The organism is Rhodococcus sp. MurmanLake-1, from assembly GCF_056945715.1.
Window position 1 is genome coordinate 884,326 of record NZ_JBWZNF010000001.1, and the last position, 19,577, is coordinate 903,902.

At 63.7% G+C, this 19,577-nt stretch carries 17 protein-coding genes and 1 pseudogene; 6 read left to right on the top strand and 12 right to left on the bottom strand.

From position 1 onward, the window contains the following. Positions 1–6: 6 nt before the first annotated feature. Positions 7–642 carry a maleylpyruvate isomerase family mycothiol-dependent enzyme gene (locus tag AC2ETI_RS04015; protein WP_019747902.1) on the bottom strand — a complete coding sequence of 212 codons (636 nt, stop codon included), beginning with the start codon at positions 640–642 and terminating at the stop codon, positions 7–9. Between the two features lie 97 nt (positions 643–739). Further along, positions 740–1,504 carry an acyltransferase gene (locus AC2ETI_RS04020; protein ID WP_019747901.1) on the bottom strand — a complete coding sequence of 255 codons (765 nt, stop codon included), beginning with the start codon at positions 1,502–1,504 and terminating at the stop codon, positions 740–742. 137 nt (positions 1,505–1,641) lie between these two features. On the opposite strand from AC2ETI_RS04020, the gene AC2ETI_RS04025 reads away from it, so the two are divergent. Then, positions 1,642–2,949 carry an outer membrane protein assembly factor BamB family protein gene (locus tag AC2ETI_RS04025; RefSeq protein WP_483633588.1) on the top strand — a complete coding sequence of 436 codons (1,308 nt, stop codon included), beginning with the start codon at positions 1,642–1,644 and terminating at the stop codon, positions 2,947–2,949. A 1-nt stretch (position 2,950) separates the two neighbouring features. Here the strand turns inward: AC2ETI_RS04025 and AC2ETI_RS04030 are convergent, their stop codons facing one another. From AC2ETI_RS04030 to AC2ETI_RS04050, 5 genes are read right to left on the bottom strand one after another with little or no spacing between them, the layout of a single operon-like run. Continuing rightward, positions 2,951–4,108 (bottom strand): THUMP-like domain-containing protein, encoded by a 1,158-nt coding sequence (locus AC2ETI_RS04030; RefSeq protein ID WP_020969292.1) that lies wholly within the window; start codon positions 4,106–4,108, stop codon positions 2,951–2,953. Between the two features lies 1 nt (position 4,109). Beyond that, positions 4,110–5,126, bottom strand: coding sequence for a class I SAM-dependent methyltransferase (locus AC2ETI_RS04035; protein WP_003944733.1), 1,017 nt, complete (start codon positions 5,124–5,126; stop codon positions 4,110–4,112). A 53-nt stretch (positions 5,127–5,179) separates the two neighbouring features. Beyond that, complete coding sequence (locus tag AC2ETI_RS04040) at positions 5,180–5,959, bottom strand: enoyl-CoA hydratase/isomerase family protein (RefSeq protein WP_003944701.1); 780 nt, start codon at positions 5,957–5,959, stop codon at positions 5,180–5,182. Positions 5,960–5,969: 10 nt separating this feature from the next. Further along, positions 5,970–6,788: an NUDIX hydrolase gene (locus tag AC2ETI_RS04045; RefSeq protein WP_003944751.1), complete on the bottom strand. Its 819-nt coding sequence runs from the start codon at positions 6,786–6,788 to the stop codon at positions 5,970–5,972. Positions 6,789–6,844: 56 nt separating this feature from the next. After that, positions 6,845–7,666 carry an ABC transporter ATP-binding protein gene (locus AC2ETI_RS04050; RefSeq protein ID WP_003944728.1) on the bottom strand — a complete coding sequence of 274 codons (822 nt, stop codon included), beginning with the start codon at positions 7,664–7,666 and terminating at the stop codon, positions 6,845–6,847. A 51-nt stretch (positions 7,667–7,717) separates the two neighbouring features. Between AC2ETI_RS04050 and glgX the strand changes: the two are divergent. Next, positions 7,718–9,760 (top strand): annotated as a pseudogene (glgX, locus tag AC2ETI_RS04055) (glycogen debranching protein GlgX); the annotation flags it as partial. On the opposite strand, the gene yczE reads toward glgX, so the two are convergent. The 4 genes from yczE to ctaD form a co-directional block, all read right to left on the bottom strand. Next, on the bottom strand, positions 9,673–10,467 hold the full coding sequence (gene yczE, locus AC2ETI_RS04060) for a membrane protein YczE (protein WP_029255092.1): 795 nt from the start codon (positions 10,465–10,467) through the stop codon (positions 9,673–9,675). The pseudogene glgX and the gene yczE sit on opposite strands and share 88 nt — an antisense overlap. 37 nt (positions 10,468–10,504) lie before the next feature. Then, entirely contained in the window at positions 10,505–11,290 is a 786-nt protein-coding gene (locus AC2ETI_RS04065; RefSeq protein WP_092763652.1) for a peptidyl-tRNA hydrolase, read from the bottom strand. After that, positions 11,287–12,507 carry a phosphoserine phosphatase SerB gene (gene serB / locus AC2ETI_RS04070; RefSeq protein WP_020969288.1) on the bottom strand — a complete coding sequence of 407 codons (1,221 nt, stop codon included), beginning with the start codon at positions 12,505–12,507 and terminating at the stop codon, positions 11,287–11,289. The genes AC2ETI_RS04065 and serB overlap by 4 nt, the downstream gene beginning before the upstream one ends. 116 nt (positions 12,508–12,623) lie before the next feature. Then, a complete protein-coding gene (ctaD, locus tag AC2ETI_RS04075) occupies positions 12,624–14,414 on the bottom strand; it encodes an aa3-type cytochrome oxidase subunit I (RefSeq protein WP_020907234.1) in 1,791 nt (596 codons plus the stop codon). A gap of 349 nt (positions 14,415–14,763) precedes the next feature. Here ctaD and AC2ETI_RS04080 point away from each other — a divergent pair, with 349 nt between their 5' ends. From AC2ETI_RS04080 to AC2ETI_RS04090, 3 genes are all read left to right on the top strand, one after another. Beyond that, the gene (locus AC2ETI_RS04080; protein ID WP_019747891.1) at positions 14,764–15,759 is read left to right on the top strand and encodes an ABC transporter substrate-binding protein; all 996 of its coding nucleotides are present in this window, start codon (positions 14,764–14,766) and stop codon (positions 15,757–15,759) included. A 49-nt stretch (positions 15,760–15,808) separates the two neighbouring features. Continuing rightward, positions 15,809–16,903, top strand: coding sequence for an iron-siderophore ABC transporter substrate-binding protein (locus tag AC2ETI_RS04085; RefSeq protein WP_113682981.1), 1,095 nt, complete (start codon positions 15,809–15,811; stop codon positions 16,901–16,903). Positions 16,904–16,969: 66 nt separating this feature from the next. After that, positions 16,970–17,443, top strand: a complete 474-nt coding sequence (locus tag AC2ETI_RS04090) for an NUDIX hydrolase (protein WP_019747889.1) — start codon at positions 16,970–16,972, stop codon at positions 17,441–17,443. 75 nt (positions 17,444–17,518) lie between these two features. Here the strand turns inward: AC2ETI_RS04090 and nrdF are convergent, their stop codons facing one another. Next, positions 17,519–18,484, bottom strand: a complete 966-nt coding sequence (gene nrdF, locus AC2ETI_RS04095) for a class 1b ribonucleoside-diphosphate reductase subunit beta (RefSeq protein WP_003944744.1) — start codon at positions 18,482–18,484, stop codon at positions 17,519–17,521. A gap of 170 nt (positions 18,485–18,654) precedes the next feature. On the opposite strand from nrdF, the gene AC2ETI_RS04100 reads away from it, so the two are divergent. Next, positions 18,655–19,572 (top strand): SPFH domain-containing protein, encoded by a 918-nt coding sequence (locus AC2ETI_RS04100; protein ID WP_483633589.1) that lies wholly within the window; start codon positions 18,655–18,657, stop codon positions 19,570–19,572. Positions 19,573–19,577: the final 5 nt, after the last annotated feature.

A 19,577-nucleotide genomic window follows, 5' to 3' on the forward strand; every position in this document is an offset into this window, starting at 1 on the left:
CTGACCTCAGCGGGTCGGGAGGGGCGCGGTGAAGCGAGAACTCGCATCCCCGAGCAGATGGCCTGGTGGCAACATCCGGCCACACAACACCAGCAACAAGTCCTGCGCCGCTCCGTGAACCTCGGCGCCGGCGCCGTACGTCCAGTCTCGGTCGTCGGCGCGCAACCGAGCGCCGTCGAGGTCAGTTCCGAAATACTTCACGGTTTTGGGCGAGAGTCCGCTGAGCACACGAGTGAGCCGGTCTTCGGGGACCACGTAGTCGTCGCCGAGTGCCACGCGAATGTCCTGACCGTGAATCACGTCGTGTGAGAGTGCGCCCTCGAAGCCACCGCCCGGCGGCTTCCACGGGTGTGCGACGTTGTCGCGAAGCGAGGCAAGCAGTTGTTGCTCACCGACTTCCGACGCGTCGGCGAGCGCTCGCCGATTCGACATCTTGTTGAAGTTTCCGCGTGACTTGACCATTTCCACGACGAATCGCGGCGCCGAGTATCGGTAGGGCATGGTGATGTGCGCGATCACTTCGCGGACCCGCCACCCGTCGCACAGGGTCGGCGCGTTCCACTGCTCCGCGCTCAGGCCTTCGAGAAATCCCACCAGTTCGCGGCGCTGCGCCACGACCCATTCGGGTGTCTGTTCGCTCATGTCGGCACTCCTTTCACCGGCGCAGACTTTAGGCGCCGATACCGATACAGACCGGTGGCGGCGCCGAAAGTAATCGCTGGTTCTGCCAAAAAGTGAGCTACGACGTCGACGACGCGTCGGCAGCGTCCGCAGCAGCCTTCTTGCGTGCGATGTCCTCGAGTGCCGCGATGTACTTTGCACGATCGGCAGCGCCGGCTTCCCAATCGGACTTGCGGTTCTTGACCGCCTTCGCGGGCGAGCCGACCGCGATGCTGAAATCCGGGATGTCTCCCTTGACGACGGCGTGCGCACCGAGGACACAACCGCGTCCGACGCGGGTATTTCGCAGCACGGTGACCTTCGCTGCCACCCAGGTGTCCGGGCCGATACGGACGGGGCCCTTGACGATGCCCTGGTCCTTGATCGGTGTGTTGATGTCGTCCATGCGGTGGTCGAAGTCGCAGATGTAGCACCAGTCGGCTACGAGCGTCGACGCACCGATTTCGATGTCGAGGTAGGTGTTGACGACGTTGTCCTTGCCGAAGACGACCTTGTCGCCGATGCGCAGCGAGCCTTCGTGGCAACGGATCGCGTTGCCGTCGCCGATGTGTACCCAGCGCCCGATCTCGAGGCGGGACAGGTCGGGGGTCGAATGGATTTCGACGTTCTTGCCGAGGAACACCATGCCGCGCAGGATCACGTGCGGGTTGGCCATCTTGAACTTGGCGAGACGGTAGTACCGCACCAGATACCAGGGTGTGTACGCCTTGTTCGCCAGAACCCATTTGAGGGAATCGACCGTCAAGAACTTGGCCTGATCGCTGTCGCCTCGGCGTGATCCCCGCCATCGAGTGCGCAACGGTGCGCCCCACATGCTCGTCATGAGTGTTCAGCCTACGTGGGGCCGACTCACCGACCCTCGGGGTGTGCCCCGTCACGTTGCCCCGGTCGGGATAGTCTCTGGTCCGGGCTTGTGCAGTTACCGAGGGCTCTTGATCAAGTGAAGGCAGGGAGATTGTGATGCGGCGGGTCCTACGGTCGTCCGTGATGGTGTCGACGGCGATCGCTGCGGCCCTGATCGCCGGTTGCGGCAGCGACGACGGTCGGGTGGACCGGTACGCGTCGGCGGGTTGGCCGGCCATGCATGCCGACGCCCGCAACAGCGACACGAGCCCGGTCACCGGATCACGCGATGTCGAGTTCGCATGGTCACGCCCTCTCGGCGGTCCGGTTGCCGCGTACGCCTCGGTGGCCGCGAACGGCCAGAGCTTCGTCACCGCCCGCACCGAGAACGGCTGCAATCTCTTCTCGTTCCAGATGGATACGGGTCGCAAGAAGTGGTGCGCTCGACTCAACGACGGAGTAGTCGCCTCGACGCCCGTCGTCGACACGGCCACCAATGTCTACGTCGGCGAGAGCGGCGCGATGATGTCCTTCACCGAGACTGGTCAATTGCGTTGGCGCACGCTCGTTGTGGGCACTCCTCTCTCGTCGCAGTTCACCGGCGACGGAAACCTGTTGTTCATCACCCAATTGGGTCAGATCAACGTGCTCGACCCGCAGACCGGCGCCAAAGCGGTTCCGTCGTTCGACCTGATCCCGCCGCCGTCGATCGACCAGGGCGCAAATGCAGAACTCATTCCCGACAACAAGGGTTTGAACGAGTGCTTCCTCGGCACGTCCGGCTGCCCGGTGGCCAATACGCCGGCAGTGGACCTGGGCACCGGCAAGTTCTACTTCACCTTCTACGGACCCAGTTCTCAGGCAGCCGATCTGGTCGCCATGAAGTACACGGGCGGCGACAATCCGTCCATCGCCCGCGAGTGGTCCACCGACGCGCTTCCCGGTGGGACGGCATCGAGCCCGGACCTGTCGAAGGACGGCAAGACCGTCTACGCCACCGACAACAACGGATCTCTCTGGGCAGTGAACGCCGAAACCGGTGACACCAGGTGGAGTTACGACATCGGCTTCAACTCGGCCGGTAGTGCCTCGACGTCCGACGACGGTTTGATCATTCCCGCCGGCGGCGACAAGGGCCACCTCCTTGCCGTGCGCGACGAGGGAGATCACGCCGAACTGGCCTGGGAACGTAAAGACCTTCTGCAACTGGGTGTTCCGGCGCAGACCGCCGGCAACACCGGATACACCGTCGTCCGTGAGGGTGAGAACGGACTGAGCCTGATCACCTTCGACACCGAAACCGGTGAGACGGTGGATCAGGACACGTTGCCGGGAGCAGTCGGCTTCACCGTCGGCACCTCGATCGGCCCCAAGGGCGAAGTGTTGACGCCCAGCGCAATCGGTGAGCTGTTCGTCTTCAAGTGAGCTAGCGGGACGCCTCACAGATGAAGGCCGACGCCGATCGTCCGATCCGCACGATCACGACGCTCAGTGCAAGCGAGCCTTTGAGCTTGAGCCGTGGACGCAGCACTGCCGGGTCGACGTCGACTCCTCGCACCAAAATTTCGGCCACACCGCAGTCCCGCTTGGACAGTGTCTGTTTGAGCAGTTTCTCCGAGTACTTGATCTGCTCGAGGATCCGGAATCCGCGAACTCCCTCAGGGACGCTGTCACCGGTCAGATAAGCGATGCGTGGATCGAGCTGCCAGAGGCCGTGTCTGGCCGCGTAGTGGCGCACGAGGCCTGCGCGCACTACCGCTCCGTCCGGGTCGATGATCCACTCCCCCGGAGCTTGCTCCGGAATCACGTCGTCCTCGGCGTCGGTGATCGCCCACCCGCTCCCGTCGGAGCGAAGCACCGAAGCTCGACGCGTGACGCCGGACTCGGCCAGTCCCGTCGACCACAGGCATGCTTCCTTGACGCCGCCGTCGAGCGAGACGACCTCGACTTCCCCGTCCCAGCCCAGATTGTCGAAATCGAGTCCGGGAGCACACTTCACCGCGAGATCACGGCCGGAGTACGCCTCGATGAGGTCCGGTAGCGGCGGCATCAACGCTGCCGGATCGTGAGTGCGGCGACCGCCCGATCGCCGGGCGGGGTCTGCCAGTACGACGGTGTCGCGTGTCGTCGGGCGGAGCGCGTCGGCCCGCAACAACGCTGCGCTCGGCACGTTGCGCTGTGCCATCGCCAGGCGAACGGAATCGATGTCGCTGCCGATCACGCGATGCGCAACTCCGGTCAAGGCATGCAGTTCGGCGCCGATTGAGCACGTCACGTCGTGGACGTCGCGCCCGATCAGACGCTGCGCGCGGTGCGCCGCCACAACACCGGGAGTGGCCTGCTGCATCGCGTCGTCCGTGAACAACCACTGATCACTGCCGGGCAGTTTCGAAGCGGCCTTGCGTCGAAGCAGGACGGTGTCCACGAGCGCAGGCATGTGATCACCGAAACGCGTACGCGCCCGGCCGATGTCGGCCAGACGCGTACGCGTGGACAGTTCGAGCTGATCCACCTCGGCCAAGGCAGCTACGCCGGAATCACTTCCGAGATAGTCGACGTCGCCGAGGGTGAAGTCATAACCCAATTCAGTTGCCGGGCTTCACGCCGGTGATCATGACGTTGTAGAAGAATCCGCGAGGAACGACGTGGCGGAGCACCTTCTCGTCGACCCAGCTGAGCGTCTTCCAACCACCGAAAGCGAAACGTCCCCAGCCCCAACCGAGCTTCTCCGGCGGAACAGCTGCTTCGAAGGTACGGACCGGCCATCCGAGAAGCGCCGCGGCGAATTCCTCGGTGGCAGCGTGGACCTGATCGGCTCCCGCGGACTTCGCCATGTTCTCGAGGTCGGTGGGGTCGAACGTGTGGATGTCGACGACTGCTTCGAGCGCTGCTGCGCGAGAGGACTCGTCGAGCTCTTCCTGCGGGCGACGCCAATCTGCCAGGAACGGCAGCTTGGTCACGCGTGTGGTTGCTTCCCACGTCGCGCGGCCGAGCCAGCGGGCGTAGAAGTTACCGACAGTCGTGGGCTCACCGGCGAAGACGAAACGGCCGCCGGGCTTGAGGACACGAAGGACCTCGCGCAGCGACTTCTCGACGTCGGGGATGTGGTGCAGCACGGCGTGGCCGACGACCAGGTCGAAGGTGTTGTCCTCGTACGGAATGGTCTCGGCATCGGCAACACGGCCGTCGACCGGAAGGCCGAGGCTTTCTGCATTGCGCAGTGCGACCTTGACCATGCCGGGCGAGAGGTCGGTGACCGAACCGGTCTTGGCGACTCCACCCTGCATCAGGTTCAGGAGGAAGAATCCGGTGCCGCAACCCAGTTCGAGGGCGCGCTCGTACGGGAGCGGCTGATCGCCCGCGACGGCGTCGAAACGACCACGTGCGTAGTCGATGCAGCGCTCGTCGTACGAGATGGACCACTTGTCGTCGTAGGTTTCGGCTTCCCAGTCGTGGTAGAGCACCTGGGCGAGCTTGGTGTCCTTACGAGCGGCCTCGACCTCTTCGGCCGTGGCGTGCGGCCGCGGCGCGGGGTCGACTACCGAGGTGTCGGTAGCGGCGGGCGGCGTGACGGTTGCGTCGTCATTCGGGCTGGCTGTCATGGCGGCTATCCTACTCGCTGGTAAGAGATGAACAAGTTCTAGTTTAGGGGAGCCTACTCGCCCGTGAACTCGGCCTTGCCCGGACCGTTGGCGATGAACGACTCCATGCCGATCGCCTGATCCTTGGTCGCGAACAATCCGGCGAACAGATGCTGCTCGATCTTGAGCCCGGATTCCAGGTCGGTGTTCAGACCCTCGTCGATGGCTGCCTTGGCAGCAGCCAAGGCACGTGACGCTCCCCCGACGAACTGCGAGGCCCACGTGCGAGCGGCGGTATACACGTCGTCGGGAGCGACGACCTCGTCGACCAAACCGATGGCCAACGCCTCGTCAGCCCCGACGAAACGGCCGGTGAAGACCAGATCCTTGGCCTTGGCCGGTCCGATCAGACGAGCCAGGCGCTGCGTTCCGCCGCCACCGGGAATGATTCCGAGCAGAATCTCCGGAACTCCGAGCTTGGCGTTGTCTCCGACGATCCGGCGATCGGCCGAGAGTGCAACTTCGAGTCCGCCACCGAGTGCGTATCCGGTGATCGCGGCAACGGTCGGCTTCGGGATGGACGCCACGGCGCCGAGCCCGGCCTGCATGCCACCGATGGCGTCACGGATCTGGCCGTAATCCATCTCGGCCATTTCCTTGACATCGGCACCTGCTGCGAAGACTTTCTCGCCGCCGTAGACGATGACGGCCTTGACTGCCTTGTCGACGGTCGCAGCGTGTGCGGCAGCAGCCAACTCGTCCTGGACCTGACGGTTCAGAGCGTTCATGGGCGGGCGCGCCAGACGGATGGTGCCGATGCCTTCGGAAACCTCGAGAGTCACAAATTCAGCCATGATCGAGAGGTTACTTTGCCGCCTTGACCGACCACGGATGCGGCCCGGCGACGTAGTAACCGTCCTGATTCGGGAACTCGACGCGCAGAGTCTCCTCGTCGGTGATCAACGTAGGCAGGATGACGGGAATCTCCGGCTCGGCTGCGAGTATCTCCGCCACCGAGCTGAACTTGGCCAATTCGGTCAGCTGACTCCACGTCGGCGGCAACAGGATGCTGCCACCCTCCCGCCAATGCGCCAGCGCGTCCTGCGGGCTCTGCCAACGCACCTCGGCGGCCTCGGAGGTGACCCCGTCCGCGATCTGTCCGGTCGGTGACGCTGCGACGAAGAAGCGCGTGTCGTAGCGGCGGGTCTCGCCCACCGGCGTGATCCAGTTCGCCCACGGCCGCAGCAGATCCGTTCGCAGGACCAGGTTCTCCTTCTTCAGGAAATCGCTGAACGACAGCTCGTGCTTTTCGAGAGCTACTCGGTCCTGGGCGTAGCCGGCCGTGTCCGCGACGACGGTGTCCGCGGTCGGTCCGGCGAGTAGGACGCCGCACTCCTCGAACGTTTCCCGCACCGCAGCCAAGACGAGAGCCTTCGCCCGAGCCACATCCGTGCTGAACCGCTCGGCCCACCACTCGACCGACGGTCCGGCCCACTCGACCTCTGCCGTCGCATCGGACTTGTCGACGCCTCCGCCGGGGAAGACCGTCATGCCCCCGGCAAACGCCATCCCCTGTACTCGTTGAAGCAGGAAGATCTCGATCCCGGATTCGGCATCGCGCACCAAGATGACGGTCGACGCATCCTTGGGCTCGGGGACAGCGTTTGCATTCTCGTTAGCCATGCTTCGCGAACCTACGCGATCTGTGATCTGGGCCGCATTTCAGGTCCCACTGAAGCTCACGCGCGATGAGCCCCGGACGGCCTCGCACGTCGTGCGAAGTATCGGCCGTCCGCCTTGTCGAGGCTGATGGACTGGCTGAATGCCGCGCTCAGATTTTCGGCGGTGATGACGTCGTCCAGAAGGCCCTGAGAGACGACCTCACCTTCCTTGAGAAGGAGTGCGTGAGTGAATCCCGGCGGGATCTCCTCGACGTGATGGGTGATCAGAACGGTAGCCGGGGCGTCCGGATCGGCAGCCAGTTCGGCGAGTCTGGCCACAAGTTCCTCACGTCCACCGAGATCGAGCCCGGCGGCGGGCTCGTCCAGGAGAAGAAGTTCGGGATCGGTCATCAAGGCTCGCGCGATGAGGACGCGCTTGCGCTCGCCTTCGGAAAGCGTCCCGTACGTGCGATCCGCCAGGTGCTCGGCGCCGAGGCTTTCGAGCATCTCCACAGCGCGCGAGGTGTCCATGGATTCGTACTCCTCGCGCCACCGACCGAGAACGGCGTAGCCCGCCGACACGACGAGGTCGCTGACCTTCTCGTCGCCGGGCACGCGGTTCGCCAACGACGACGAGGACAAACCGATTCGCGGGCGCAACTCGTTGACGTCGACCTTGCCGAGAACTTCGCCGAGGAGGTGGGCAGAACCACTGGTCGGGAAAGTCTCACCGGCCGCGATGCGCAGCAGCGAGGTCTTGCCGGCACCGTTGGGTCCGAGCACCACCCATCGCTCGTCCAGCTCCACTTTCCAGGTGACGGGCCCCACGAGAGTGGACCCTCCCCGACGGATGAGTACGTTGTCGAAATCGATGAGCAGATCTGGATCAGGTAGCGGCACCCGAACATCTTCCCGCACATTCTCCGGCCGTTCACGGCAGGATCATCTTGCGTGTCGCCTCTCATCGAAACTCGCACCCCGACGCCCGGGTCTCCGTTCCCACTCGGCGCCAACATCGTGGACTCCGGAACCCAGTTCGCGGTCCACGCACCAGCTGCGTCGAGCGTCCAGATCTGCCTGATCGACCAGGACGGAAACGAAGATCGCGTCGAACTCCGGCAACACACGTACGGAATCTGGCACGGGATCATCGCCGGGATCGGTGCGGGGCAGCGATACGGAATTCGGGCAAGCGGCCCGTGGAATCCGCGCGCCGGACTGAGACTGAACCCACACAAGCTGCTCATCGATCCGTGGGCGTGCCGCATCGAGGGGGAACTCGGTGACCACCGTGCCCTCCTGTCGTACGCCGACGATCCTTTCGGCGACCCGTCTACCCTCGACTCGCTCGGCCACGTGCCGCTGTCCGTGGTGACTCCCGGCCTCGTGCCCGCCGGAGCCCGCCTCGAGACGCCGTGGGAGGAAAGCGTGATCTACGAACTGCATGTGGGCGCGTACACCGCCAGTCATCCAGGAGTACCCGCCGCCCACCGCGGAACGTACCTCGGCCTGACGGCACCGGCCGTGATCGATCACCTCGTCTCACTCGGCGTCACCGCCGTGGAACTGCTTCCCGTACAGGCGTTTCTGACCGAACAGAGCGTCCGCGAGCGAGGGATGCGCAACCACTGGGGATACTCGACGGCGTCGTACTTCGCCCCGCATCCCGGATACGCGGCAACTCCGGGCGGCGAAGTCACCGAGTTCCGGATCATGGTCGACGCACTACACGCGGCAGGCATCGAGGTCATCCTCGACGTCGTCTACAACCACACCTGCGAGCAGAGTGTCGACGGAATCAGCGTCAGCTGGCGAGGTTTGGACGGCCCCGGCTACTACCTTCTCGACGGCGACGGCCGCGACATCGACCTGACCGGGTGCGGCAACACGGTCGACGCCTGCTCCCCCATCGCCGTCCGCATGATCACCGACAGCCTCCGCTACTGGGCCACCGAAATGGGTGTCGACGGCTTCCGATTCGATCTCGCGAGCGCGTTGGGTAGGCCGCGCGGCGGCGGCTTCGACCAGCGGGCGTCCATCTTGTCGGCCATCTCCTCCGATCCGGTACTGACCCGGTGCAAGCTCATCGCCGAACCGTGGGATGCCACGGCCGACGGTTACCAGGTCGGAAACTTCGGACTCCAATGGTCGGAATGGAACGACAAGTACCGCAGCACTATTCGCCAGTTCTGGAACGGCGGCTCCAGCGTCCGGAAGGTCGCGTCGCGCCTCGCAGGGTCCGAGGACATCTTTGCCGGCAGCGGCCGTCGCCCATGGGCGTCGATCAACTTCGTCACAGCGCACGACGGGTTCACCGCCGCCGATCTGGTCGCGTACAACCACAAGCACAACGAAGCCAACGGTGAAGACAATCGTGACGGCGCCGATCACAACGATTCGTTCAACCACGGAATCGAAGGCCCGAGCACCGATCCCGAGATTCAGGACGCCAGGGCACGTCATGTACGGGCGCTACTAGCCACGCTCGTGCTGTCGACAGGCACACCGATGCTCACCGCCGGAGACGAGTTCGGCCACAGTCTCGGCGGAAACAACAACGCGTATTGTGTTCCCACACTTGCCTCCCCAGCCGATTCGTGGGCCCTGGACTGGACGGCGGCCGATCAGTCGTTGGTGCAGTTCGTCTCCCGAGCGTTCGGATTACGCCGAGCGGCACCGGCGTTGCGTCAGCCCGAATTCTTCGAAGGCAGAAGAAGACTGGAGCACCCGGACCTCGTCTGGTTCGACGCTGCCGGCGTCGAGTTCGACGACACCGCATGGTACGACGAGAGTCACCGAACGCTGCAGGCCTGGATCGACGGAGCCGACGTTCGGTCTCACACTCGGACCGGGCGCCCACTCGGTGACGACAGTTGGCTCCTGATCCTGCATTCCGGTGGACCGGTTCAGGTCACCGTCGGCACTCCGGAATGGTTCGACGGCACATTGACTGCATCGTTCGATTCGGCGTCACCGACCGGCGAACCTGCCTCCACGGCCGAAGTTCCCGTCGGCACGGAGATCTCATTGACCGGACCCACGGTCTTGGCCTTACGTTCCGTGACACGTCCGCCGGTAACCGCTGCTGTCATGGAATCCGGCAGCACCTTGATCAGTAATTGAATCGTCGGCCCGATCCCGAAGGCGTACAACACTGTTCCGACGCCAACCGTTCCACCGAGGAGCCATCCGGTAGCGAGGACCGCGATTTCGATGCTGGTACGCACGAGCCTGACCGACAAGCCGGTGCGCGCCACCAGTCCTGTCATCAACCCGTCGCGGGGACCCGGCCCCATGCCTGCCCCGATGTAGAGAACGCTGGCCAGTCCGTTGAGGAGGATTCCCGCGACCATGATCGCGGCGCGAACTGGCATGGAATCAAAGACCGGCAAGAAGGCCAGTGAAGTATCCACCGAGATTGCAATGACCACGACATTGGCGACCGTGCCGAACCCTGGCCGCTGACGGATCGGAATCCAGAGCAGCAGTACCACCGCACCGGTAATCGCAGTGATCACGCCGAAACTGAGCGAAACATGCTCGGCCACGCCCTGATGGAACACATCCCAGGGGTCCAGTCCGAGGCCGGCTGTGATCATCATGGCCATCGAGAAGCCGTACAACCACAGACCAACGAACAGCGAGGCGAATCTCCGTATCAACACTCGACCATCTTGAAGGCCACTGGACTGTTCATCCATAGCCAAGTTGTCGATACTGGACTGGTCGGTTAGGTCTCTACGGAACCGCGATGACTGTCATGGAGCCTGGTGCCACTTCCGTGAAGCCCGCATCACGAACCGCGACAGCCTCCGACCGCTTCAATCGGTCTACTGCCTCGGCCCACTGTTTCGGACTTGCGTCGCGTACCGAGCAGCGAAAGTCGTTCTGCGCCCATACCCAGCACTGTTTCTCGGACATGGCCGCTGCCAACAACATCGAGGCATGCCCTACCTGTGCCGACGCCTTGCCTACCGTCATCTCGAGCTCCGAGTCGATCCACAGCACCGGAAGACCGGGCTCGGGCTGGCCAGGCTCGTCGTGCTCCAGGTCGGTGCCACCGATCTGCAACTTCTTGATTCGCGGGTCCAGTTCTCCGACCGGCCCGGGAACCAGAGCCCGCGCCTGGGCGCCATCCACGTCGACGGTGATTCCCGGTACCTCTTGCGCGGCGAGCCACTGGGCTCCACGCGCTCGGCGAGACACTTTCCGGATCCGGGCACCCACCCACGCCGAATAGTCCTCGTGCCACGGGCCGGGCTCCCCGTCTTCGGTGAACCCGACGCGTTCGTCCAGGCACAGCGCCACTGCCGCCGTTGCGGCAGCCTCGAGCAGTGCAGTGCGCTTCGGCGGGTCTGCCTTCGGGATGTGGAGAATGATCGGCATCGCCAACACCAGTGCCGGATCCGCGGGATCGTCTCGCCCACCGTACCCAGCGGCCAACACCGCGTGGCGCTCGCTCCAGCGAGAATCGGGGCCGGACTTCACTGCTGGATCGGAACTGACTGCTGGATCGGAACTCATGGAATCGGAACGCGTCGTACGCCACCGTCGACGGCGTCCGCAGCCTCGACCTCGTCGCGGGTCACACCGAGAATGAACAGCACAGCATCGAGGAAGGGATGCGACAAAGCCGCGTCCGCGACCTCCCGCAACGCGGGCTTGGCGTTGAACGCCACACCCAGTCCCGCGGCGTTGAGCATGTCGATGTCGTTGGCACCGTCACCGACGGCGACAGTCTGTTCCATCGGCACACCGACCTGATCGGCGAACTTGCGCAGCGCAACGGCCTTCGCGGCGCGGTCGACGATTTCACCGATCACACGTCCGGTCAGCTTGCCGTCGACGATCTCGAGGGTGTTGGCGTGCACGAAGTCCAGTTCGAGTTCGTGTGCGAGGCCTTCGATGACCTGGCGGAAACCGCCGGACACCACGCCGCAGTGGAATCCGAGGCGGCGCAGGGTGCGAATCGTGGTGCGCGCGCCCGGCGTCAGTTCGATGCTCTCTGCCACCTCGTCGATGACGGAGGCATCGAGACCGGCCAGTGTCGCCACACGCTGGTGCAGTGATTCGGTGAAGTCGATCTCGCCGCGCATCGCAGCTTCGGTGACGGCGCGGACCTCGTCCTCGACGCCGGCCTTCGCGGCGAGCATCTCGATGACCTCGCCCTGAACGAGCGTCGAGTCCACGTCGAACACGATCAGACGCTTGGCCCGGCGAGCCAGTCCTGCGCGCTCGACTGCGATGTCGACGTTTTCGAGAGCGGCGACCTCGGCGAGTCCGGTACGCAGCTTCGCGTCGCCGTCGACAGTATCGGCTGCGCTGACGCTGAGTTCGAGGCCGGTGACCGGATAGTCGGCGACACCACGGATGGAGTCGATGTTGGCGCCCTGCTTCGCGAGTTCGCGTGCTACCGAGCGCATTGCGCGGGCATTGACGGGGCTGCCGAGAACAACGACCGCGTGAGTGGACACTGCAGGTCGACCTGGATCGGCACCGATTTCGATGTCGACGTTCATTCCGACCGTCGCCATCGCCTGTTCGAGCTCTTCCTGAAGGGCTTCGGGATCGTTCGGGCAGGCCACCATGACGCCGAGTGTCAGTCGACCTCGAATCACCACCTGCTCCACGTCGAGCAGACGCACATCGTGCCGCGACAGCGCCGCGAACAGTACCGAGGTGACGCCAGGGCGGTCCGGCCCGGTCACAGTCACCAGAACAGTGGTGTCAGAGGCACCCACCGAAAACTCCGATCGTTTCTTCGTTCGCGTCTTGATCGTCACCATTGTGCCAAGCGAAAGGCCCCACCCGTTACTCGGGCGGGGCCTTCGCTGATTACTTCAGTGTGTTACTTCGCTCAGGAGCGGCTGTCGGTGCCGGGGTCGCCTTCGTCCCCGACTGTGAGCGGCTCGTGACGAGCATCTTCGAGCACGGTGCTGGCGTTCTTCCCACCGTGACCGGGGCCGACGTGCGCTTCTGCGCGCATCCGCTCCACCATGTGCGGGTAGTGCAGCTCGAACGCCGGACGCTCGCTGCGGATGCGCGGCAACTCGGTGAAGTTGTGACGCGGCGGCGGGCAGGTTGTCGCCCACTCGAGCGAGTTTCCGTAGCCCCACGGATCGTCGACGGTGACCACTTCGCCGTAGCGGTAACTCTTGAAGACGTTCCAGATGAACGGGAGCGTCGAGGCACCGAGTACGAAGGCGAAGATCGTGGACACCGAGTTCAGCACCGTGAACCCGTCCGAGGGCAGGTAGTCGGCGTAACGACGCGGCATACCTTCGGCACCGAGCCAGTGCTGGACGAGGAACGTGCCGTGGAAGCCGACGAACGTGGTCCAGAAGTGCCACTTGCCGAGGCGCTCGTCCATCATGCGGCCGGTCATCTTCGGGAACCAGAAGTAGATACCGGCGTACGTGGCGAACACGACCGTACCGAAGACCACGTAGTGGAAGTGGGCGACGACGAAGTAGCTGTCCGTGACGTGGAAGTCGAGCGGCGGGCTCGCGAGGATGACGCCCGACAGACCACCGAAGAGGAAGGTGATCAGGAAGCCGATCGAGAACAGCATCGGCGATTCGAAGGTCAATTGCCCCTTCCACATCGTTCCGATCCAGTTGAAGATCTTCACACCTGTCGGCACAGCGATCAGGAACGTCATGAACGAGAAGTACGGCAGGAGAACAGCGCCTGTTGCGTACATGTGGTGAGCCCACACAGCGATCGACAGAGCGGCGATGGCCAACGTTGCGTACACCAGGCCGCTGTAGCCGAAGATCGGCTTACGGCTGAAGACCGGGAAGATCTCCGAGACGATGCCGAAGAACGGCAGCGCGATGATGTACACCTCGGGGTGACCGAAGAACCAGAACAGGTGCTGCCACAGGAGCACACCGCCCGTTGCCGGGTCGAAGATGTGTCCACCGAGATGGCGGTCGACGAACAGGCCCATGAATGCAGCGGTCAGCAGCGGGAACGCCAGCAGGATCAGGATGCTGGTGATGAAGATGTTCCAGGTGAAGATCGGCATGCGGAACATGGTCATACCGGGTGCGCGCAGGCAAATCACGGTGGTGACCATGTTGACGCCACCGAGGATGGTGCCGAGGCCGGCGACAGCCAGACCCAAGACCCACAGGTCGGCGCCGACGCCGGGGCTGTGCAGCGCGCTGGTCAGCGGCGTGTATGCCGTCCAACCGAAGTCTGCTGCGCCACCGGGCGTGACGAATCCGGCCGTCGTGATGATCGCGCCGAACAGGTACAGCCAGTAGCTGAACGCGTTCAGACGCGGGAACGCGACGTCAGGTGCACCGATCTGGAGCGGAAGAATGTAGTTCGCGAAGCCGAAGACGATCGGGGTCGCGTACAGCAGCAGCATGATCGTGCCGTGCATGGTGAACAGCTGGTTGAACTGTTCGTTGGAAAGGAACTGCATGCCGGGTACAGCAAGTTCGGCACGCATCATCAGTGCCATGAGGCCACCGATGAGGAAGAAGGCGATGGAAGTCGCCAAGTACATGATTCCGAGCACCTTGGGATCGGTGGTCGTGATCATCTTGAAAATGAATGAGCCCTTGGGTCCCTGCCGCGGCGGGTAAGGCCTGGCCGGCGCTATCGTGGGGACTGGCTGGGGCGCTACGGCAGTCACTGATCCTCCTGAATGTGCCTTTGGTCGCTCCGCAGACTCCGTCAAAGAGCCCTTGGTTGCGCCCGCAGGGTCCGTCGCCCGGGCTGCGGACAACGGCTTCTGGCTTGCGCTCATCGAATCGTAGACCGTGACTCCGAGGCACCGCGACCCGGTCCTACTCTGCGTCGTACTCGAGCATCCGTTTTTGGGGGCACCAAACGAACGACCTGCGGTTTATGTTCCCTCGGGAGTCCGAACCCACATCCGAATCGGCGTGTCGTACCCGTCGAAGAATTCGGCCGGTGTCCGTTTTCGGCCATCCCCTCCACTGATAAGGTCACCCTCGCCTAACTCACCTCAGGAGTATTCAGTGAAATTCTTTCCCCGCCGCGCCGCGCTGGTAGCCGTCGCAGCCTCGATCGCCTTGGTCGTTCCAGCCTGCTCGAGTAACGACGAGCCCGCTGCAACCACCACCTCGACCGAGTCGGGCGCATTCCCCCGCACGATCGAACACTTCCGTGGAAGCACCGAAATCCCGGCAGCACCCCAGCGGATCGTCGCGCTCGACAACAGCTTCACCGACGCCGTCCTTCTCCTCGAATCCCCGCTCGTCGGCTACGTCGACTACCGCGAGCCCGGTCTGCCCGACTACCTCGGATCCTCGCGGGAGGAATTCGCCGCGGACGCCGTCTCGGTCGGCACGGTCAGCAGTGCAAGCCTCGAGAAGATCGCCGCACTGCAGCCAGACCTCATCATCTCCGCCGAGGTCCGCGACGGGAAGAACTACGAACAACTGTCCGCAATCGCACCCACCGTCTTCACTCAGACGACCGGCCCGACGTGGAAGGACAACATCCGCCTGGTCGGTCAAGCGCTGGGCAAGGAGTCACTGGCCGAGGCGAAGATCACCGAGTACGAAACCCGCGCAGCCACCGTCGGCAAGGAAATCAACGAGAAGGCGAACAACCCGGTCATCTCGGTAGTCCGATTCGCCGGTGAACCGACGGCACGCCTCTACCGCACCACCTCGTTCAGCGGCATCGTCCTTCAGGACGCCGGATTGAAGCGCCCGGACAACCAGGGACCTGACCCCGCCGATGCCGGAAACATCATGATGAAGATCAGCCCCGAGCTGATCAACGAAGCCGACGCGGACGTCATCTTCATCAGCACCTGGCAAGACGCCGAGGGCAAGAGCGCCGAAGCTGCGAAGCCGTTCCTCGAGAGCCCGCTGTGGCAGACCCTTCGAGGACGCAAGGTCGACGTGGACGATTCACGTTGGATGTCGCCGGTCAGCATCCAGGGCGCCCACATGATCCTCGACGACCTCTCGGACACGTTCGAGGTGGACAAGCAGAACAGCTGAGTCGAACAGCTAACCTGAACGGCGCCCGCTCACACAGGAAGCCGTCGACTTGTCTGTTCTCTCACGCACGTCTGTTCTCTCACGCACGACCGCCCGCACGTCCATTCGTCGTGTCTCGATCCTGGGGATCGCCGCCACGATGCTCGTCCTCGGTGGTTGCTCGTCCGACTCGTCGGACGATCCCGCGAGCACCATCGTCCGGACCACTACGTCGATCGCCGGTGCCGGCGTGATGGGCATCGAACGCGACACCGCCACCGCGTGCCCGACGCCGACGCAAGCCGACCCGGGAGCGGGCCCCGGGGTGAAGCGTCGAGTCGTACACACTGCGGGTGAAACCGAGGTTCCTTCCGATCCCCAACGGATCGTGGTCCTCGACAGCGTCTCGATGGACGCCGTGTGCGCCCTCGGTCTGTGGGAGCGGGTAGTGGGCGCCGCGACCGGTGTCGACTCGCCTCAACCGTCGTACCTCGGTTTCGGCATCTCGGAGATTCCGAGCGTCGGCCCCGTGAGCGCACCCGACGTCAACGCCGTGAAGGCCGCCGCGCCGGACTTGATCCTCGGGTCCAGTCCGGCGTCCGACGGTTTGTACGGGCAACTCGACGCCATTGCCCCCACCGTGTTCGCCGGCTCGGATCCCGTGTACTGGAAAGCGCAGTTCGCCCTCGCCGGCCAGGCACTTGGCCGTTCGTCCGCGGCTGCGACGGAGCTGGACCGCTACCAGCAGGACGTCGTGCAGCTCGGCGACGCATTGAATGCATCACAGACGCAGGCATCAGTGGTTCGGTTCGGTTCGAAGGACCTGCAGATCGAGGGTCCCGCATCCTTCGCCGGACAGATCCTCAGCGACGTCGGCGTCCGGCGCCCACCGGCGCAGCGATTGACCGATGCGACCACAGCACCGATTCCGGCCGACGATCTCAGCGCCGCCGAAGGTGACTTGATCTACGTACTCTTCGGCGGGCCGAACGGCCGTACCTACGGCACCGAGATCATGAAGAGCGACCAGTGGCAGGACCTCGCCGCCGCCACCGACCGGCGTGTGTTCGTCGCTGAAGACGAAATCTGGAACGGAAACGGGATGACTGCCGCCCGTGCCGTATTGGCGGACTTGAAGGGAACCTTGAACGGATATGCGAGCTGACCGGAACGAACCACTACTCCCACATTCGAGGCGGCTCGCCACAACTGTGACGGTCGGGTTCTGATCATGCCGATCCCGGAATTCATTGTCGCTTTGCGCGAGAAGGTCGGTCATGCGCCGCTCTGGCTGTCCGGCGTGAGCGTCGTGATCCGCGACGACGACGGCCGGGTCCTGCTCACCCGCCGCGCCGACAACGGTCAGTGGGCCGTCGTGTCCGGCGTTCTCGAGCCCGGAGAGGAACCGTCGGCGGCGGCGGTGCGGGAGGCGAAGGAAGAAACCGGCGTCGACGCCGAATTGATTCGGATCACGAGTGTCGATGTCACAGAACCCATTACGTACCCCAATGGTGACGTGACCCAGTACCTCGACGTCTGCTTCCTGGCCAGGTGGACCGGCGGAGATGCGCACGTGGCGGACGACGAAAACCTCGAGGTCGCGTGGTTCGCGCCGAGCGAATTGCCTTCGGACATGACGGAAACCTCGCGTCTGCGCCTCGCAAAAGCATTGCTGGACAAGCCGGAAGCGTGGTTTCTGCGCTGACCCACTCCCCCATCGACGACCGAAGCCCGATTCCCGCGTGTGCAGGAGTCGGGCTTCGTTGGGTGCAGGGTCGCTCTAGAAATCCCAGTCGTCGTCTTCGGTGTTGACTGCCTTGCCGATGACGTAGGAGCTTCCCGAACCGGAGAAGAAGTCGTGATTCTCGTCCGCATTCGGTGAAAGTGCCGACAGGATAGCCGGATTGACGTCCGTCTCGTCCTTCGGGAAGAGGCCTTCGTAGCCGAGATTGTTGAGCGCCTTGTTGGCGTTGTAGCGCAGGAACTTCTTGACATCCTCGGTCAGGCCGACGCCGTCGTAGAGGTCCTGCGTGTAGTCGACCTCGTTCTCGTAGAGCTCGAAGAGCAGCTCGAACGTGTAGTTCTTGAGCTCTTCACGCTCGGCCTCGGTGAGCTGTTCGAGGCCCTTCTGGTACTTGTAGCCGATGTAGTACCCGTGCACGGCCTCGTCGCGGATGATGAGGCGGATGAGGTCTGCGGTGTTGGTGAGCTTGGCTCGCGAGGACCAGTACATCGGCAGGTAGAAGCCGGAGTAGAAGAGGAAGCTCTCGAGGAGCGTCGAGGCGACCTTGCGCTTGAGCGGCGACTCGCCGTTGTAGTAGTCGAGAACGATCTGCGCCTTGCGCTGCAGGTTGGGGTTCTCCTCCGACCAGCGGAACGCGTCGTCGATGTCCGGGGTGGAGCACAGCGTCGAGAAGATCGAGCTGTAACTCTTCGCGTGCACCGATTCCATGAAGGCGATGTTGGTGTACACCGCTTCTTCGTGGGGAGTGATCGCGTCCGGGATGAGGCTGACGGCGCCGACCGTTCCCTGGATGGTGTCGAGCAGCGTCAGGCCCGTGAAGACGCGCATGGTGAGCTGCTGCTCCTGCGCGGTCAGCGTTCCCCAGGACGGGATGTCGTTGGAGACCGGCACCTTTTCGGGCAGCCAGAAATTGCTGACGAGGCGATCCCATACCTCGGCGTCCTTCTCGTCCTGGACGCGATTCCAGTTGATGGCGGAAACGCGACTGACCAGCTTGACCATAATTCCTACCTAGCGAGAGAGATACTGCCGAATGTTGGCTTGCCTGAACACTACCCGTTGTGTCGGGTCCGCGATGCCAACACAACAACATGTGTCGCACGCGCCCCTCCACGAGTACAAAAAATGTGATATCAATTAAATATCACTTACCTATGGAAAGCGAGTCCCGCATGACCAGCTCACCCACCGTGGCCGAGAAACCGACCGGAGTCGCCACCACAACGATCGCCGAACGCCCAGGCTGGGACCTGTCCGGCAGCTGGATGCTCCTCGGCGGCGTACTTCTCTTCCTGGCCGGAATCGCGCTGTCCGTCGTTGGCGGAGTTCTGGGACTCTTCGCCCTGATTCCGGTCGGTGTGGTGCTGTTCATCGCGTCACTCCCCCTGCTGATGGGCCTGACCTTGGTGCAACCGAATCAAGCCCGAGTCCTTCAACTCCTGGGAAGCTCGTACAGCGGCACCCTGCGCACGCCGGGCCTGCGATGGACAAATCCGCTGACGGTCCGTCGATCGATCTCGACGCGCATCCGAAACCACGAGACCGGTCAGGCGAAAGTGAACGACGCCGACGGAAATCCCATCGAGATCTCAGCGGTGGTCGTCTGGCAAGTTGCCGACACAGCGCTCGCCTCATTCCAGGTGGACGACTACGAGGAGTTCGTCTCGGTGCAGACCGAGGCGGCCGTACGCCATATCGCCGGCAGCTACCCGTACGACGCCGAAGGCCGAGTCTCGTTGCGCGAGAACGCCGATATCATCACCACCACCTTGTCGGAGGAGGTTCACGCCCGCGTGCGTGCGGCGGGTGTCGAAGTTATCGAGACACGCATCAACAGGCTCTCGTATGCACCCGAGATCGCCAGCGCAATGCTTCGGCGCCAGCAAGCGGGTGCAGTGATCGCCGCCCGCAAGCAAATCGTCGAAGGTGCGGTGTCCATGGTCGACATGGCACTCAAGCAACTCGAGGAAAAGCACGTCGTCGAACTCGACGAGGAACGCAAGGCCACGATGATCAGTAACCTTCTGGTCGTGCTGTGCGGCGACCGCGACGCACAACCGGTGCTGAACACCGGTTCGCTCTACCAGTAAAGGAA

Bases quoted from the DNA above. Each gene is read 5' to 3' on its own strand.
- AC2ETI_RS04015 (WP_019747902.1), bottom strand. From the start codon at position 642: ATGAGCGAACAGACACCCGAATGGGTCGTGGCGCAGCGCCGCGAACTG.
- AC2ETI_RS04020 (WP_019747901.1), bottom strand. From the start codon at position 1,504: ATGACGAGCATGTGGGGCGCACCGTTGCGCACTCGATGGCGGGGATCA.
- AC2ETI_RS04025 (WP_483633588.1), top strand. From the start codon at position 1,642: ATGCGGCGGGTCCTACGGTCGTCCGTGATGGTGTCGACGGCGATCGCT.
- AC2ETI_RS04035 (WP_003944733.1), bottom strand. From the start codon at position 5,126: ATGACAGCCAGCCCGAATGACGACGCAACCGTCACGCCGCCCGCCGCT.
- AC2ETI_RS04040 (WP_003944701.1), bottom strand. From the start codon at position 5,959: ATGGCTGAATTTGTGACTCTCGAGGTTTCCGAAGGCATCGGCACCATC.
- AC2ETI_RS04045 (WP_003944751.1), bottom strand. From the start codon at position 6,788: ATGGCTAACGAGAATGCAAACGCTGTCCCCGAGCCCAAGGATGCGTCG.
- yczE (WP_029255092.1), bottom strand. From the start codon at position 10,467: ATGGATGAACAGTCCAGTGGCCTTCAAGATGGTCGAGTGTTGATACGG.
- AC2ETI_RS04065 (WP_092763652.1), bottom strand. From the start codon at position 11,290: ATGAGTTCCGATCCAGCAGTCAGTTCCGATCCAGCAGTGAAGTCCGGC.
- AC2ETI_RS04090 (WP_019747889.1), top strand. From the start codon at position 16,970: ATGCCGATCCCGGAATTCATTGTCGCTTTGCGCGAGAAGGTCGGTCAT.
- nrdF (WP_003944744.1), bottom strand. From the start codon at position 18,484: ATGGTCAAGCTGGTCAGTCGCGTTTCCGCCATCAACTGGAATCGCGTC.
- AC2ETI_RS04100 (WP_483633589.1), top strand. From the start codon at position 18,655: ATGACCAGCTCACCCACCGTGGCCGAGAAACCGACCGGAGTCGCCACC.